This is a genomic window from Pseudomonas huaxiensis (assembly GCF_003231275.1).
Lineage (GTDB): Bacteria > Pseudomonadota > Gammaproteobacteria > Pseudomonadales > Pseudomonadaceae > Aquipseudomonas > Aquipseudomonas huaxiensis.
Map to the genome: position 1 here is coordinate 18,533 of NZ_QKVL01000041.1, position 16,403 is coordinate 34,935.

Below are 16,403 nucleotides of genomic sequence, written 5' to 3' on the forward strand. Positions count from 1 at the left end.
TCTTTTACTCGTAGCGCAGCGCCATGGCCGGCTCGACCTGCGATGCACGCCAGGCCGGGTAAATCGTCGCGAGGAAGCTCATCACCAGGCCGGCGCTGCAGATCAGCGCCACATCGCCCCACTGCAATTCCGATGGCAGCGAGCTGATGAAATACACGTCAGAGGTGAAGATATGCTGGCCGCTGATGCGCTCCAGCCAGCCCACGAGCGCGCTGACATTCAGCGCCGCGAGCACCCCGAACACGCCGCCGATCAGGGTACCGACCACGCCAATCAGGCTGCCCTGAACCATGAACGCGCCCATGATCTGCCCGGGTGTTGCGCCGATGGTGCGCAGAATGGCGATATCCGCGCCCTTGTCGTTCACCACCATGATTAGCGTGGCGATGATGTTGAATGCCGCCACCGCGATGATCATCAGCAGCAACAGACCGATCATGGTCTTTTCCATCTTCATGGCACTGAACAGGCTGCCCTGGGTGTGGGTCCAGTCATCGGCGCGGTACTGATCGCCAAGGCCTGCGACAATCGCTGCGGACACCGCCGGTGCGGCGTAAAGGTCCTTGAGCTTGAGGCGCACGCTCTGCACCTGATTCGGCTCCCAACGCTGCATCTGCGCGGCATCGGCCACATGGATCATGCCCATGGAACCATCCAGCTCGGCGCCGACCTTGAAGATCCCGACCACGTTCAGGCGCTGCATGCGCGGGGTGATGCCGCCCGCCTCGCTGCTTACCTCAGGGACGATCAGGGTCAGCTTGTCGCCGACACTCAGGCGGAAGCGCCGTGCGGTGATTTCACCGATGACCACGCCGAACTCGCCTGGCTTGAGGTCTTCCAGACGCCCCTGAATGATGTGCTCGGCGACGATCGAAACCTTGCCTTCCTGTTCCGGGTCGATGCCGTTGATCTTGATCGGCTGCATCGAACCCTTGTAGGAGAGCATCCCTTCCATTTCGGTGAAGGGCACCGCGGCGATGACCTCGGGGTTCTTCAGCGCGGCGGTGGCCACCGGCTGCCAGTCGTCCAGCGGCTTGACGCCAACGATGGTGGCGTGCGGCACCATGCCGAGGATGCGCGAGCTCATCTCGCGCTGGAAGCCGTTCATCACCGACAACACCACGATCATCGCCAGCACGCCCAGGGAAAGGCCGATCATCGATGTCATGGAAATGAACGAGATGAAATGGTTGCGGCGCTTGGCGCGGGTGTAGCGCGCGCCGATGAAAATAGACAAGGGTCTGAACATGAACGGATGCACCCAGCAAGAATAACGGCCAGGGCGCCCGGCATCGGCACGGGCGCCCTCCTCGAATCAGATCGGAACCAGGTGACCCTCTTCCAGGCGCAGCACACGATCCATCTGCCGCGCCAGGTTCAGGTCATGGGTTACCACCAGGAACGCGGTCTGCGACGAGCTGCTCAGCTCGCGCATCAGGTCCTGGATGCCTTGGGCGGTGTGTTGGTCGAGGTTGCCGGTCGGCTCGTCGAGCATCACCAGGCCCGGCCGGTTGACCAGGGCACGGGCGATCGCCACGCGCTGGCGCTCGCCACCGGACAGTTCGGACGGCTTGTGGCTCAGGCGGTGACCGAGACCGACACGCTTGAGCAGCGCCTCGGCACGCTCGCGGGCTTCCGGGATCGGCGTGCGGCCGATCAGCAGCGGCATGCACACGTTTTCCAGCGCGGTAAATTCCGGCAACAGGTGATGGAACTGGTAGACGAAGCCCAGCGCGCGATTGCGCAGCAGGCCGCGGGCACGCTCGCCGAGGGCCGAAAGCTCCTCGCCGGCCAGCCAGACGCTGCCCTGGCTCGGCGTATCGAGGCCGCCCAGCAGGTTGAGCAAGGTGCTCTTGCCCGAACCGGAACTGCCGACGATCGCGACCCGCTCACCGGGGAGCAACTCCAGTTGCAGGTTCGACAGCACCTGCACCGACTCCGGGCCTTCCTCATAGGATTTGCCCAGGTTGCGGCAACTCAGTACGGCTTTATCACTCATGCCCAACTCACTCATAACGAAGCGCCTCCGCGGGCTGGGTGCGTGCCGCACGCCAGGCCGGATACAGGGTGGCGAGGAAACTCAGGACCAGCGCCGCGCCACAGACCATCCACACGTCTTCGGCCATGATTCGCGACGGCAGGTAGTCGATGAAGTAGACATCGGCGTTGAGGAACTTGTGACCGATCAGCCGCTCAAGGCCGGCGATGGCGGCGCTGACATTGAGCGCCGCAAGGATTCCGACCGCGGCGCCGATGGCCGTGCCGACCACGCCGATCACCGTTCCCTGGACCATGAAGATCGCCATGATCTGCCGCGGCGTCGAACCGAGGGTACGCAGGATCGCGATATCGCCGCGCTTGTCGTTCACCACCATCACCAGCGTCGAGATGATGTTGAACGCCGCCACCGCGACGATCAGCAGCAGCAACAGGCCGATCATGGCTTTTTCCATGCGGATCGCCTGGTACAGGTTGCCGTAGCTGCGGGTCCAGTCACGGGCGTAGAACTCCTGCTCGCCCAGTTGCCTGGCGATGTTGTAGGCGTTACGCGGGGCCTCGAACAGGTCGTCGAATTTCAGCCGCAGGCCCTGGACCTGATCGGCTTTCCAGCGGTGCAGGCGGGACAGGTCGGAGAGGTTGGTCAGGCCCAGGTAGCCGTCGATTTCACCGGCACCGACATGGAAAATGCCGGTCACGGTGAAACGCTTCATGCGCGGGAACATTCCGGCCGGGGTGACGGTGACCTCGGGCGCGACGAAGGTCAGCTTGTCGCCGACGCTGACACCCAGTTTGGCAGCCGCCTTGTCGCCGATCATGATGCCGAAGCTGCCGGGTTCAAGGTCTTCGAGACGGCCTTCGCGAATGAAGTCGCCGATAATCGAAACCTTGCGCTCTTGCGCCGGGTCAACACCGTTGAGCAGTACCTTCTGTACCTTGCCTTCGTGGGTCAGCAAACCCTGCATCTGAGTGAACGGCGCCACCGCCAGCACGGACGGATTCTGCTTAACTCTATCGGCAAGGGCTGGCCAGTCGCTCAGCGGCTGACCGGTCTCCAGCGTGGCATGAGGGACCATGCCCAGTACGCGGGTACGCATCTCATGATCGAAGCCGTTCATGACCGAGAGCACCACGATCATCACCACCACGCCAAGGGCGAGGCCGATCATCGAGGTCAGGGAAATGAACGAAACGAAGTGATTGCGCCGCTTGGCACGGGTGTAGCGCGTACCGATGTATACGAAAAGAGGTCTGAACATGTCGGGGCTTGTTCGGATGAAAGAGGAACGTCCTTGTGGCGGGGCCAGGACGGCGGATTTACACTCAGACCACCGCCGCTACCATGGGTTCGCCATGTCGACAATAGATGAAGAAGATCGCCGCGAATACTACCGTATCGAGGACCGGATCGCACTGGAAATTACCCCGCTGAGCGCGGCTGAAGCCCTTGGCACAGACTTGTTGCAGGATGATTCGCCGCTGTTCAATCTGCTTAGCGAATTGCACCTCAGCGAGTTCGAATCCCAGCACCTGCTACGCCAGCTCAGCGAAAAGGATCGCACCCTGGCGGCCTTCCTCAAGGCCCAGAACAAACGCATCGACCTGCTCAGCGCAGTGGTGGCTCAGACCCTGATCGGCGAAATTGGCGCGCCGCAGCCCGTCATCCTGTCCGAAGGCGGTATCGAGTTCACTCACGCCAACGCTTTCACGCCCGGCAGCCGCGTGGCGCTGAAAATGGTGCTGATGCCGCGGGCCTCGGGCTTGCTGCTGCGAGCGAAGGTCACGCACTGTGACAAGAAGGCCGACGGCCCTTACGAGATCGGCACCGAGTTCGTCGATATCAGTGACGCCCAGCGTCAACTGCTGGCGCGCTACATCCTGCAACGGCAGGCGCAACAGCGCCGCCAGGCCCTGGAACAGAACGGCCCGGCAGCCTCCTGAGCTTCAGTCTTTCTTGAAGGAACAAACGTGACCCAGATTTACGGCCATCGTGGCGCCAAGGGCGAAGCCCCCGAGAACACCCTGACCAGCTTCCAGCAGTGCCTGAAACACGGCGTGCGGCGTTGCGAACTTGATCTGCATCTGTCAGCCGACAACGAACTGATGGTGATCCACGACCCTACCCTCAAACGCACCACTGGCCGTCGCGGCAAGGTCGTGGAGCACAGCGCCGCGGAGCTTGTGACCTACGACGCACGCAATGGTGGTCCGGGCTGGGTGCAGCCGTGCCCGATTCCGCGCCTGGAAGAGCTGTTCGAGAAATGCCCGTTCGAGCACTGGCAACTGGAGGTCAAGAGCGCCTCGCGCACCCGCGCCGCCACCACGGTCCTGGCCATTCGGGAAATGGCCCAGCGCTTTGGCCTGCTCGACAAGGTGACCATCACCTCCAGCTCGCGGGAAGTGCTCGCCGCCGCCCTGGAGCTGACGCCGGACATTTCACGTGGACTGGTGGCGGAATACACCTGGCTCGACCCGCTGAAGGTCGCGCAGAACTATGGCTGTAAGCTGCTGGCACTGAACTGGACGCACTGCAGCCCCGAACGCTTGGCCAAGGCCCAGCGCCAGGGGCTGCACGTGTCGGTGTGGACGGTCAACGAACCGGCGCTGATGCGTCGGCTCGCTGACTTCGGCGTAGACAGCCTGATTACAGACTTTCCCGGTTTGGCCACTGCCACCCTCGAGAGTCGCTGAAATCGGTCTCCCCGGCCGGCTCAGGCCACCGGCCGGAGCCGCTCAAAAAAGCCGGTTGAGGCCGTCGTACGCAGCCACCCGATAGGCCTCGGCCATGGTCGGGTAGTTGAAGGTGGTGTTGACGAAATACTTCAGCGTATTGCGCTCACCCGGCTGGTCCATGATGGCCTGGCCGATGTGGACGATCTCCGACGCCTGGTAGCCGAAGCAGTGCACGCCGAGGATTTCCAGGGTTTCGCGGTGGAACAGGATCTTCAGCATGCCTTGCGGCTCGCCGGCGATCTGCGCACGCGCCATGCTCTTGAAGAACGCCTTGCCGACTTCGTAAGGCACCTTGGCCTGAGTCAGTTCCTGCTCGTTCTTGCCGATCGAGCTGATCTCCGGAATGGTGTAGATCCCGGTCGGCACGTCGTTGACGAAGCGCCAGCTACCGTTATCGACGATGCTGCCGGCCGCAGAGCGACCCTGGTCGTGGGCAGCACTGGCCAGGCTTGGCCAGCCGATCACATCACCGGCGCCATAGATGTTCGGCACCTGGGTCCGGTAGGCTTCGTCGACTTCGATCTGGCCACGGCTGTTGACCTTGATGCCGATGTTTTCCAGGCCCAGACGGTCGGTGTTGCCGGTACGGCCGTTGCACCAGAGCAAGGCGTCGGCCTTGATCTTCTTGCCCGATTTCAGGTGCAGGATCACACCGTTGTCCAGGCCTTCGACACGCTCGTAGTCTTCGTTGTGACGAACAGTGATGTTGTTGTTGCTGAAGTGGTAGCTCAGGGCCTGGGAGATTTCCGAGTCCAGGAAGCTGAGCAACTGGCCACGGTTGTCCACCAGCTCCACCAACACGCCGAGACCGCTGAAGATCGACGCGTATTCGCAGCCGATCACACCAGCGCCGTAGACGATCAGCTTGCGCGGGGTGTGGCCGAGGCTGAGGATGGTGTCGCTATCGTAGATACGCGGATGGTGGAAATCGATGTCGGCCGGGCGATAAGGGCGCGAGCCGGTGGCGATGATGATGTGCTTGGCCACCAATTTCTCGACCACACCGTTGGCGCAGACCACTTCGATGGTCTGCTCGTCGGCGAAGCTGCCGGTGCCGACGAACACGTCGACGCGGTTGCGGGCGTAATAGCCGGTACGCGAAGCGACTTGCTTGGAGATCACTTTCTCGGCGCTTTTCAGCACGTCAGGGAACGAGAACCAGCGCGGCTCACCAATGGCCCGGAACATCGGGTTGGTGTTGAACTGCATGATCTGGCGCACCGAGTGACGCAGGGCCTTGGACGGGATGGTGCCCAGATGGGTGCAGTTGCCGCCGACCTGACGACGGCTATCGACCATCGCAACCTTGCGTCCTGCTTTGGCGGCATTCATTGCCGCCCCTTCTCCTGCGGGGCCGGAACCCAGCACCACTACGTCGTAGTTGTAGACAGCCATGCGTACTCCTTCAGAACAGGCCCGGGCGCCACGCCGGCGGCCGGGGCTTCGATCATGACGCCTCGGGGGCGCCATGAAAAAATTCGGGTGCAGTCTAATCAAGCTTGAACGGCGCGCACATTAACCCTTGGTCGCGTCGTAGGCTATTTTTCTCTGCACTACATGCAAGACATTCATTTCTCGTTCGTTGCGTCGCCCGCTCCGACGATTCGCTCGAATGCCGGGGTCACACGGGCAATGAACCCCGTCTCGGCCCGCACCACAAAAACGGCGGCGAGGTCCTGTGCCACGGCAAACTCCCAGCCCTGCTCCGGGCCCAGTATCAGCAACAGCGTGGAATAACCGTCAGCCATTAGCGCGGAGGGATCGAATACCGTCACCGCCGCCAGCGCATGTGCGACCGGCCGGCCAAGACGGGCGTCGAAGGTGTGGGAAAAACGCTGGCCATTCTCCTCGAAATAGTTGCGGTAGTCACCCGACGTCGATACACCAAGGCCGTCGATACTGAGCACCTGCTGGGCAATCTGGCGGTCTTCGCGCGGCAGTTCCAGGGCGACCCGCCATGGACTGTCGTCAGGCTTGCGCCCTACGGCCTTGAGCTCGCCCGTGACCTCCACCAGCATATTGTCGATACCCAGGGCGCGCAGGCGCTCGACGATCAGATCAACACTGTAGCCGGCGGCGATGCTGTTGAAGTCCAGCTCCAGGGCGATGTCCTTGCACAACTGCTCGCCATCGATGCGCAGATGGCCCTGGCCAATACGCTGGCGTACCTCTGCCAGCCGCGCCGGATCGGGGATCTTTTCCTCCCGCGCCTGGGGACCGAACCCCCATAGGTCCAACAGCGGCTCGACACTCAGGTCGAACGCCCCGCCACTTTCGCGCCACAGCGTGTCGCCCAGTTGCACCAGTTTGAGCACACCTTCCGGCATTACCTGGCATCCACCTGCGGGCAGACGATTGAAACGGGCGACCATGGAATCGCCACGGTAGGTGGAAAACTGCTGGTCGATGTTCGCGAGAATGCCCTCGATCTCGCGTTGCACCTGCTCCGTATCCGGACCCTCGGCGGGCCGCACGTACTGCACGGTGTAGCTGCTGCCCATGGTGGGGCCGCTGATGCGCTCGACCGGGTCGTCCTTTTCGCAGCCGGTAAGGGCAAGAGCACAGAGTAATCCAAGGACTGCTTTCAAACGGGTCCTCCTGTACGGGTCTTGAGGTCTCATCGCTGCGGTTCGGCCCGCAAAAAAAACGGGAACCCGTAGGTTCCCGTTCTTTTCAACACACCAAGAAGCTTAGCGTGGGAATGCAGGCGGGTTCACACCAGCCATGTCTTCCATCACGCGCACTACCTGGCAGCTGTAACCGAACTCGTTGTCGTACCAGACGTACAGAACAACGCGGTTGTCGTTGCAGATGGTCGCTTCGGCGTCGACCACACCCGCGTGGCGGGAGCCGACGAAGTCGGTGGAGACCACTTCCTGGGAGCTCACGTAGTCGATCTGCTTGTGCAGTTCCGAGTGCATGGCGGTCTGACGCAGGTACTCGTTGATCTCGTCGCGCGAGGTCGCCTTTTCCAGGTTCAGGTTCAGGATGGCCATCGAGACGTTCGGCGTCGGAACGCGGATCGCGTTGCCGGTCAGCTTGCCCTTCAGGACAGGCAGCGCCTTGGCGGCGGCAGTAGCAGCGCCAGTCTCGGTGATTACCATGTTCAACGGCGCGGCACGGCCACGACGGCTGCCCTTGTGGAAGTTGTCGATCAGGTTCTGGTCGTTGGTGAACGAGTGAACGGTTTCGACGTGGCCGTTGATGATGCCGTACTTGTCATTCACGGCTTTCAGCACCGGCACGATGGCGTTGGTGGTGCAGGAAGCAGCGGAGATGATCTTGTCGTCGGCGGTGATTTCGCCGTGGTTGATGCCGTGAACGATGTTCTTCAGCGCGCCCTTGCCAGGTGCGGTGAGGATCACGCGGGCAGCGCCCGGGCAGGCCAGGTGCTGGCCCAGGCCGTCGGCGTCACGCCATACACCGGTGTTGTCGACGATCAGGGCATTGTTGATGCCGTACTGGGTGTAGTCGACTTCACTCGGGCTCTTGGCATAGATCACCTGGATCAGGTTGCCGTTGGCGGTGATGGTGTTGTTTTCTTCGTCGATGGTGATGGTGCCATCGAACGGACCGTGAACCGAGTCACGGCGCAGCAGGCTGGCACGCTTGACCAGATCGTTCTCGGCGCCTTTGCGCACAACGATGGCCCGCAGGCGCAGGCCGTCGCCGCCACCGGTTTTCTCGATCAGGATGCGCGCCAGCAGGCGGCCGATGCGGCCGAAGCCGTACAGGACAACGTCGGTGCCTTTGCGTGCGGAAGCGTTCTGCTGACCGACGACTTCAGCCAGTTCTTCGCGAACGAACTGCTCGGCGCTACGGCCATTGCCTTCCAGCTTGAACTTGTTGGCCAGCTTGCCGAGGTCTACCGAGGCGGCGCCCAGTTTCAGCTCGCTCATGGCCTTGAGCAGGGGGAATGTCTCGTGGACGGACAGTTCGGTTTCGTCAGTCTGGCGATGGCGAGCAAAGCGGTGAGCCTTGAGGATCGCGATCACCGAACGGTTGATCAGGCTACGGCCATAGATCGAGCTCACCACGTTGTTATTGCGGTAGAGCTGACCGATAAGCGGGATCATCGCTTCTGCAAGTGCTTCACGATCGATCCACTCACCAAGACACTGGTCGGGCTTCTGAGTCACGGGAACCTTCCACATGTAGGGACAGAAAAAAGGGGCTACATTATGACGCCGCATATCACTTCGAGCAATGAGCGCCTGTCGACAGTCCCACCTGAAAGGATTTTGCCCGCTGCACGCCTGACAGCACGGGCATTGGCCCGTTACAATCGGCCTCTTTGTCGCAACGCTTGGAGTTCGACCTCCCGTGCCTGTTCTGCGTCTACCGCACCTTCCGGCCACTGCCGGCAAACAAACCTGGGGCAACCTGCCCGGCGCCGCACTCAGCCTGGCAATCGCCGAAGCTGCCAGTGCCGCCAAACGCTTCACCCTGCTGCTGACCGCCGACAGCCAGAGCGCTGACCGACTCGAGCAGGAGCTGCGTTTCTTCGCGCCTGAACTGGCGGTATTGCCGTTCCCCGACTGGGAAACCCTGCCCTACGACCTGTTCTCGCCGCACCAGGACATCATTTCGCAGCGGATCGCCAGCCTGTACCGGCTGCCGGAGCTGGACCACGGCATTCTCGTGGTACCGATCACCACCGCCCTCCATCGCCTGGCGCCGACCCGCTTCCTGCTGGGCAGCAGCCTGGTGCTGGACATCGGCCAGAAGCTCGACGTCGAGCAAATGCGCACGCGCCTGGAAGCCAGCGGCTACCGCTGCGTGGACACGGTCTACGAGCACGGTGAATTCGCCGTCCGCGGCGCGTTGATCGACCTGTTCCCGATGGGCAGCAAGCTGCCCTACCGGATCGACCTGTTCGACGATGAAATCGAAACCCTGCGCACCTTCGACCCGGAAACCCAGCGTTCCATCGACAAGGTCGAGTCGGTGCGCCTGCTGCCCGCGCGGGAATTCCCGCTGCAGAAGGACGCCGTCACCCGCTTCAAGGCGCGCTTTCGCGAGCGTTTCGACGTCGATTTCCGTCGAAGTGCGATCTTCCAGGACCTGACCAGCGGGATCATCCCCGCCGGCATCGAGTACTACCTGCCGCTGTTTTTCGATGAAACCTCGACCCTGTTCGACTACCTGCCCCAGGACACCCAGGTGTTTTCCCTGCCGGGCGTGGAACAGGCCGCCGAACACTTCTGGAACGATGTGCGTGGCCGTTATGAAGAGCGCCGCATCGACCCGACCCGCCCGCTGCTGCCACCCGCCGAGCTGTTCCTGCCGGTGGAAGACTGCTTCGCCCGGCTCAAAGGCTGGCCGCGCATCGTCGCGAGCCCGGACGACATCGAAGGCGGTGGCGGCCGTGAGCGCTTCCCGGCGCGCAAGCTGCCGAACCTGGCCATCGAAGCCAAGGCCAGCCAGCCGCTGGCCGCGCTGTCGGCGTTCCTTGATGATTTCCCCGGCCGGGTGTTGTTTACCGCCGAGTCGGCGGGTCGCCGTGAAGTGCTGCTGGAACTGCTCGAACGCCTGAAGCTGCGCCCGCAGACCGTGGAAGGCTGGGAGGACTTCGTCACCGGCAAGGACCGCCTGGCGATCACCATCGCGCCGCTGGACGACGGCCTGGTACTCGACGACCCGGCCGTGGCGCTGGTCGCGGAAAGCCCGCTGTTCGGCCAGCGTGTCATGCAGCGCCGACGCCGGGAAAAACGTAGCGACGCCAACAACGACGCGGTCATCAAGAACCTCACCGAACTGCGCGAAGGCGCGCCGGTGGTGCATATCGACCACGGCGTCGGCCGCTACCTGGGCCTGGCGACGCTGGAAATCGACAGCCAGGTCGCCGAGTTCCTCACCCTCGAATACGCCGAGGGTGCCAAGCTCTATGTGCCCGTCGCCAACCTGCACCTGATCGCCCGCTACACCGGCAGCGATGATGCCTTGGCGCCACTGCACCGGCTCGGCTCCGAGACCTGGCAGAAAGCCAAGCGCAAGGCCGCCGAACAGGTCCGCGACGTTGCCGCCGAACTGCTCGACATCTACGCCCGCCGCGCCGCGCGCAAGGGCTACGCTTTCGCGGACCCGGCCGCCGACTACGCCACCTTCAGCGCCGGTTTCCCCTTCGAGGAAACCCCGGACCAACAATCCGCCATCGAAGCCGTGCGCGAAGACATGCTCGCCGCCAAGCCGATGGACCGCCTGGTCTGCGGCGACGTCGGCTTCGGCAAGACCGAAGTGGCGATGCGCGCGGCGTTCATTGCCGTGCACAGTGGCCGTCAGGTGGCGATCCTGGTGCCGACCACCCTGCTCGCCCAGCAGCACTACAACAGCTTCCGCGACCGCTTCGCCGATTGGCCGGTAAGCGTGGAAGTGATGAGCCGCTTCAAGTCAGCCAAGGAAATCAGCAGCGCCATGGCCGAACTGGCCGAGGGCAAGATCGACATCGTCATCGGCACCCACAAGCTGCTGCAGGACGACGTCAAGTTCAAAGACCTGGGTCTGGTCATCATCGACGAAGAGCACCGCTTCGGCGTGCGCCAGAAAGAGCAGCTCAAAGCCCTGCGCAGCGAAGTCGACATCCTCACCCTGACCGCCACGCCGATTCCGCGCACGCTGAACATGGCGGTGTCGGGCATGCGCGACCTGTCGATCATCGCCACCCCGCCGGCGCGGCGCCTGTCGGTGCGCACCTTTGTCATGGAGCAGAACAAGAGCACCATCAAGGAGGCGCTGCTGCGCGAGCTGTTGCGCGGCGGTCAGGTCTACTACCTGCACAACGACGTGAAGAGCATCGAAAAATGCGCCGCCGACCTCGCTGAGCTGGTGCCTGAGGCGCGCATCGGTATCGGCCACGGGCAGATGCGCGAACGCGAACTCGAACAGGTGATGAGCGACTTCTACCACAAGCGCTTCAACGTGCTGATCGCCTCGACCATCATCGAGACCGGCATCGACGTGCCGAGCGCCAACACCATCGTCATCGAGCGCGCCGACAAGTTCGGCCTGGCCCAGTTGCACCAGTTGCGCGGCCGGGTCGGACGCAGTCACCACCAGGCCTACGCCTACCTGCTGACGCCACCGCGCCAGCAAATCAGCGCCGACGCGGAAAAGCGCCTGGAAGCCATCGCCAACACCCAGGACCTGGGGGCCGGCTTCGTCCTGGCGACCAACGACCTGGAGATCCGCGGCGCCGGCGAACTGCTCGGCGAAGGCCAGAGCGGGCAGATCCAGGCCGTCGGGTTCACCCTGTACATGGAAATGCTCGAACGCGCGGTCAAGGCCATCCGCAAGGGCACCCAGCCGAACCTCGACCAGCCACTGGGCGGCGGGCCGGAAATCAACCTGCGGTTGCCGGCACTGATTCCCGAGGACTACCTGCCCGACGTCCATGCCCGTCTGATCCTGTACAAACGCATCGCCTCAGCGGTGGACGAGGAAGGTCTCAAGGACCTGCAAGTGGAGATGATCGACCGCTTCGGCCTGTTGCCCGAGCCGACCAAGAACCTGGTGCGCCTGACCCTGCTCAAGTTGCAGGCGGAAAAGCTCGGCATCAAGAAGGTCGATGCCGGTCCCAATGGTGGCAAGATCGAGTTCGAGGCCGAGACGCCGGTCGATCCGCTGGTGCTGATCAAGCTGATCCAGGGCCAGCCCAAGCGCTACAAGTTCGAAGGCGCCACGCAATTCAAGTTCATGGTGCCCATGGAGCGCGCCGATGAACGATTCACCACACTGGAAGCGCTGTTCGAGCGCCTGACACCGAAAACCGCTTGAAGGAAGATCCATGCGCGCCATTCGTAACCTGAGCCTGCTGCTGGCGTTGTGCTCGCCAGCAGCCTTTGCCGACACCCAATACCTGATCGAGATGATCCTGGTGCGGCAGAACGCCGTGCCTGCCATCACCAGCCAGTTCGCCCCGGAAAACTGGAGCGATGGCGCCCAGCCGGTCGCCGACTACGACATTCGCCAGCCGGTCCTCAACGAGCAGGCCGAGCGCCTTGCCGCCGACAGCCAGTACACCGTGCTGCTGCACAAGGCCTGGCAGCAGAACGTCGGCGCCGAAAGCTCGAAAGTCGCCTTCAGCGACGGCCAGGAACAGTTCGGCCACTTCCCGATCGAGGGCAACCTGAGCGTGAGCGAAGGCCGCTTCATCGGCGTCGAAGCCAATCTGTGGGTCAACCAGTTCGACGCCAATGGCGGCGTGATCCAGAGCGAGCAGTTCAAACAAAGCAACAGCAACGTCAAGAACGCCGAACTGACCTACCTCGATGGCGGACACCTGGCGCTGGTGTTGAAGATTCGCAAGGCCGGTACTCCAGCCAACGCAGCGCCCGACCCTGCACTGATGGAGCAGTAACGGAATGCCGGGCCCGCTCGATTCGCTGCTTGCCGACGGCAAGTGGAAAGAGGGATTCAGCCACAACGCCCTGAGTCGAGGACTACGTTATGCAGAAGATCAGCGTGTCAGCATCAAGAGCAACGGCGGCGACATAATCCTCGCCACCTGCGCAGGCTCGGGCGGCAATCGTTACCAGCAGACCATTTCCGCGTTCACTCGCGCGGGACGTCCCGGGCTTGTCTGCCGCTGCTCGTGCCCGGTCAGCCAGAGTTGCAAGCACTGCGCCGCCGTGTTGTTCCATGCCCAGGAAAAGCTCACGGCCGGCACGGGGCAGGAAATGCCCAGCGACCTGCAAACCTGGCTGGACGGCCTCGAGAAGCCTCGCGCAGACAGCGGCGCGGCCAAACCGGACCGGCAAGGTCGTGGTGTCTACTACTTCATCAGGCTCGAAAACGGTACGCCCTTCCTCAATGTGAAGAAGGGCACGCGCCAACCCGATGGCCGCATCCAGGTTGCCCGGCTGCACTCGATCTATGACCTGCTGTACGAACCGCCGAAGTACGTGATGCCCGAAGACCGCGAGATTCTTCTGCGGCTCAACCGCAAGCCCGGCAGCTACCAGATGAGCTTCCCGCTAGACGACCCACATGACGGCGAACTGTTCCAGCAAGCATTGGACACCGGCCGACTGATGATCGACGAAGACATGCCTCCCGTGCGGCCCGGCCCCTCCCGGCACGGGGAATTTCGCTGGGTACGCATGAACAACGGCAATTACCGCGGCGACTGGTATGACGGCGAGGAGCCCGTGGGCATGACACTCCCCTTCCAGCCGCTGTATTACCTAAGCGGAGAGACCTTGCAGGCCGGCCTGCTCCAGCACAACCTGGACCCTTACGTCGCCCTGCAACTGACCCGCGCCCCGGACGTTCCGGAGCCGCTGGTGGCACAACTCAGCCACCGGCTGAGCGCGCTGAATCAGCAGGTCCCGACCCCGACAAAATTGCAGGAAGAAACAATCGACCATCTAAGCCCTGTTGCCCACCTGATCCTGGGCAGCCACGAATTCAGCGCCTACGCCCCGAAAACCGGGCGCATGCAACGGCAACTGCAACACCGCGCCGCGCTCTCTTTCAACTATGACGGTGTCCGCGCCAGCGGCACCGACGGAAAATCCCCGACTCGCCTGGTCGGCAGCACCACCCAACACATTCAGCGCGACACACAGGCCGAACAGGCGTTCAGGAAAACCCTGCAACGCTGGGGCTTCAAGGTCGCCACCCGGCAAAGCAAGGCGCTGCCGGAGACTGCCGGGGAACTGCTTCTGCTCGACACTGACCATCAGTGGCTGGCATTCGCCCGCGAGGGCATTCCGGCGCTGCGCGAGGCCGGTTGGGAACTCGAGATCCACGATGACTTCGCGTTCATCCTGCAGGAGGTCGACGACTGGTACGCCGATATCGAGGAAAACCCCAGCCAACAGTGGTTCGACCTTGAGCTGGGCATCGTCGTCAACGGCGAGCGCCACAGCCTTCTGCCGATCCTTCTGCACTTGCTGCGCAGCAACCCCGAACTGCTTCGGTCCGGCGAACTGGCCAAACGCGGTGACGACGAACACCTGCTGATCGACCTGAATCGCCACCGCCATGGCAGCGCCGCAGCCCGCGTCGCTTTGCCCTACTCGCGCATCAAGCCGCTGATGGCCACCTTGGGCGAGCTGTACCTGACCGAAAATGATGGCCGCTCACTACGTCTTGCCGCACCGGATGCGGCGCGCCTGAGCAACCTGGACGAGGTGCCCCTCACCTGGCTAGGCGGCGAACGCGCACGCGACTTCGCGACGCGCCTGAAAAGCGCCCAGTACACCGAAGTCCAGGCACCGGAAGGCCTCAATGCCACACTGCGACCCTACCAACTGGAGGGCCTGAGCTGGCTGCAAACACTGCGAAGCCTGGACATCGGCGGCCTGCTCGGCGACGACATGGGCCTGGGCAAGACGCTGCAGACCCTCAGCCACGTGCTGACGGAAAAGAACGCCGGCCGTCTGCAGAGCCCGGCACTTGCCGTCATGCCCACCAGCCTGATCCCGAACTGGCTGGACGAAGCCGAGCGCTTCACTCCGCAACTGCGCGTGATCGCCCTGCACGGGCCGGGCCGCACCAAACACTTCGCCAACCTGGGGGACTACGACTTGGTGCTCAGCACTTACGCGCTGCTGCCCCGGGACCTGGAGCACTTCACCCCGATCGACTGGCACCTGGTGATCCTCGATGAAGCGCAGAACATCAAGAACGCCGCCAGCAAGGCCGCACAAGCCGCGCGCGAGCTAAAGGCCACCCAGCGCCTGTGCCTGACCGGCACGCCCATGGAAAACAACCTCGGCGAACTCTGGTCGATCTTCCATTTCCTCATGCCGGGCTGGCTGGGCGACAGCAAACACTTCGCCCGCGACTACCGCACCCCGATCGAAAAACACGGCGACGCCGAACGCATGAGCCATCTGGCGGGCCGCATTCGCCCGTTCCTGCTGCGCCGCACCAAAGAGCAGGTGGCGAAGGAACTGCCGGCCAAGAGCGAGATCATCCACTGGGTCGACCTTAGCGACGCTCAGCGCGACACCTATGAAACAGTGCGCGTAGCCATGGACAGCAAGGTCCGCGCCGAAATCACCCGCAGCGGTGCGGCGCGCAGCCAGATCGTCATCCTTGATGCGCTGCTGAAGCTGCGCCAGGTATGTTGTGACCTGCGCCTGGTGGCCAACGCCAACGTCAAAGGTCCGCAGTCCGACAAGGGCAAACTGGGCAGCCTGATGGACATGCTCGATGAGCTGCTCAACGAAGGCCGGCGCATCCTGCTGTTCTCGCAGTTCACCTCGATGCTCGCGCTGATTGAAGAAGAACTGCAAAAGCGCAAGGTGAGCTACAGCCTGCTGACCGGTGACACCAAGGACCGCCGCACACCCGTGCAGCAGTTCCAGAACGGCGAAACGCCCGTGTTCCTGATCAGCCTGAAAGCCGGTGGCACCGGACTGAACCTGACCGCGGCCGATACAGTGATCCACTATGACCCTTGGTGGAACCCGGCCACGGAAAACCAGGCGACCGACCGCGCCTACCGCATAGGCCAGGACAAGCCGGTATTCGTCTACAAGCTGATCACCCGCGGAACCGTGGAAGAGAAGATCCAGAAGCTGCAAAAAGACAAAGCCGCCCTGGCCGCGGGGCTGCTTGAAGGAAATGAGGCGGGTCAGTGGAAGCTGGCGGCGGACGATATCGAAGCGCTGTTCGCGCCGCTGCCGGAAAGCAAGAAAGCCAAGTGATGGAGGCAACAGCCC

Annotated in this window: 11 protein-coding genes; 5 read left to right on the top strand and 6 right to left on the bottom strand. The window is 63.0% G+C overall.

The genetic code is table 11. The annotated features are described in order from the left end of the window. Positions 1-4: 4 nt before the first annotated feature. The 3 genes from DM374_RS27115 to DM374_RS27125 all read right to left on the bottom strand — a co-directional run bounded on the left by DM374_RS27115 (position 5) and on the right by DM374_RS27125 (position 3,257). A complete protein-coding gene (locus tag DM374_RS27115; protein WP_110972661.1) occupies positions 5-1,249 on the bottom strand; it encodes a lipoprotein-releasing ABC transporter permease subunit in 1,245 nt (414 codons plus the stop codon). Between the two features lie 66 nt (positions 1,250-1,315). Continuing rightward, the gene (lolD, locus tag DM374_RS27120) at positions 1,316-1,999 is read right to left on the bottom strand and encodes a lipoprotein-releasing ABC transporter ATP-binding protein LolD (protein ID WP_175653784.1); all 684 of its coding nucleotides are present in this window, start codon (positions 1,997-1,999) and stop codon (positions 1,316-1,318) included. Between the two features lie 7 nt (positions 2,000-2,006). Continuing rightward, positions 2,007-3,257: a lipoprotein-releasing ABC transporter permease subunit gene (locus DM374_RS27125; RefSeq protein WP_095157907.1), complete on the bottom strand. Its 1,251-nt coding sequence runs from the start codon at positions 3,255-3,257 to the stop codon at positions 2,007-2,009. 94 nt (positions 3,258-3,351) lie between these two features. Between DM374_RS27125 and DM374_RS27130 the strand changes: the two genes are divergently transcribed. Then, positions 3,352-3,939, top strand: coding sequence for a PilZ domain-containing protein (locus tag DM374_RS27130; protein ID WP_110972662.1), 588 nt, complete (start codon positions 3,352-3,354; stop codon positions 3,937-3,939). 27 nt (positions 3,940-3,966) lie between these two features. Beyond that, the gene (locus DM374_RS27135; RefSeq protein WP_110972663.1) at positions 3,967-4,689 is read left to right on the top strand and encodes a glycerophosphodiester phosphodiesterase; all 723 of its coding nucleotides are present in this window, start codon (positions 3,967-3,969) and stop codon (positions 4,687-4,689) included. Positions 4,690-4,731: 42 nt separating this feature from the next. Here the strand turns inward: DM374_RS27135 and sthA are convergent, their stop codons facing one another. From sthA to DM374_RS27150, 3 genes are all read right to left on the bottom strand, one after another. Then, on the bottom strand, positions 4,732-6,126 hold the full coding sequence (sthA, locus tag DM374_RS27140) for a Si-specific NAD(P)(+) transhydrogenase (protein WP_095157913.1): 1,395 nt from the start codon (positions 6,124-6,126) through the stop codon (positions 4,732-4,734). A gap of 173 nt (positions 6,127-6,299) precedes the next feature. Continuing rightward, entirely contained in the window at positions 6,300-7,352 is a 1,053-nt protein-coding gene (locus DM374_RS27145) for an FAD:protein FMN transferase (RefSeq protein WP_110972664.1), read from the bottom strand. A gap of 69 nt (positions 7,353-7,421) precedes the next feature. Beyond that, positions 7,422-8,885, bottom strand: coding sequence for a glyceraldehyde-3-phosphate dehydrogenase (locus DM374_RS27150; protein WP_110972665.1), 1,464 nt, complete (start codon positions 8,883-8,885; stop codon positions 7,422-7,424). 169 nt (positions 8,886-9,054) lie between these two features. Between DM374_RS27150 and mfd the strand changes: the two genes are divergently transcribed. Genes mfd through DM374_RS27165 form a run of 3 tightly spaced genes read left to right on the top strand, consistent with a single transcriptional unit; the run spans position 9,055 to position 16,388 of the window. Beyond that, positions 9,055-12,504: a transcription-repair coupling factor gene (gene mfd / locus DM374_RS27155; RefSeq protein WP_110972666.1), complete on the top strand. Its 3,450-nt coding sequence runs from the start codon at positions 9,055-9,057 to the stop codon at positions 12,502-12,504. A gap of 10 nt (positions 12,505-12,514) precedes the next feature. Next, positions 12,515-13,087, top strand: coding sequence for a CsiV family protein (locus DM374_RS27160; RefSeq protein ID WP_110972667.1), 573 nt, complete (start codon positions 12,515-12,517; stop codon positions 13,085-13,087). 4 nt (positions 13,088-13,091) lie between these two features. Next, on the top strand, positions 13,092-16,388 hold the full coding sequence (locus DM374_RS27165) for a DEAD/DEAH box helicase (RefSeq protein ID WP_110972668.1): 3,297 nt from the start codon (positions 13,092-13,094) through the stop codon (positions 16,386-16,388). Positions 16,389-16,403: the final 15 nt, after the last annotated feature.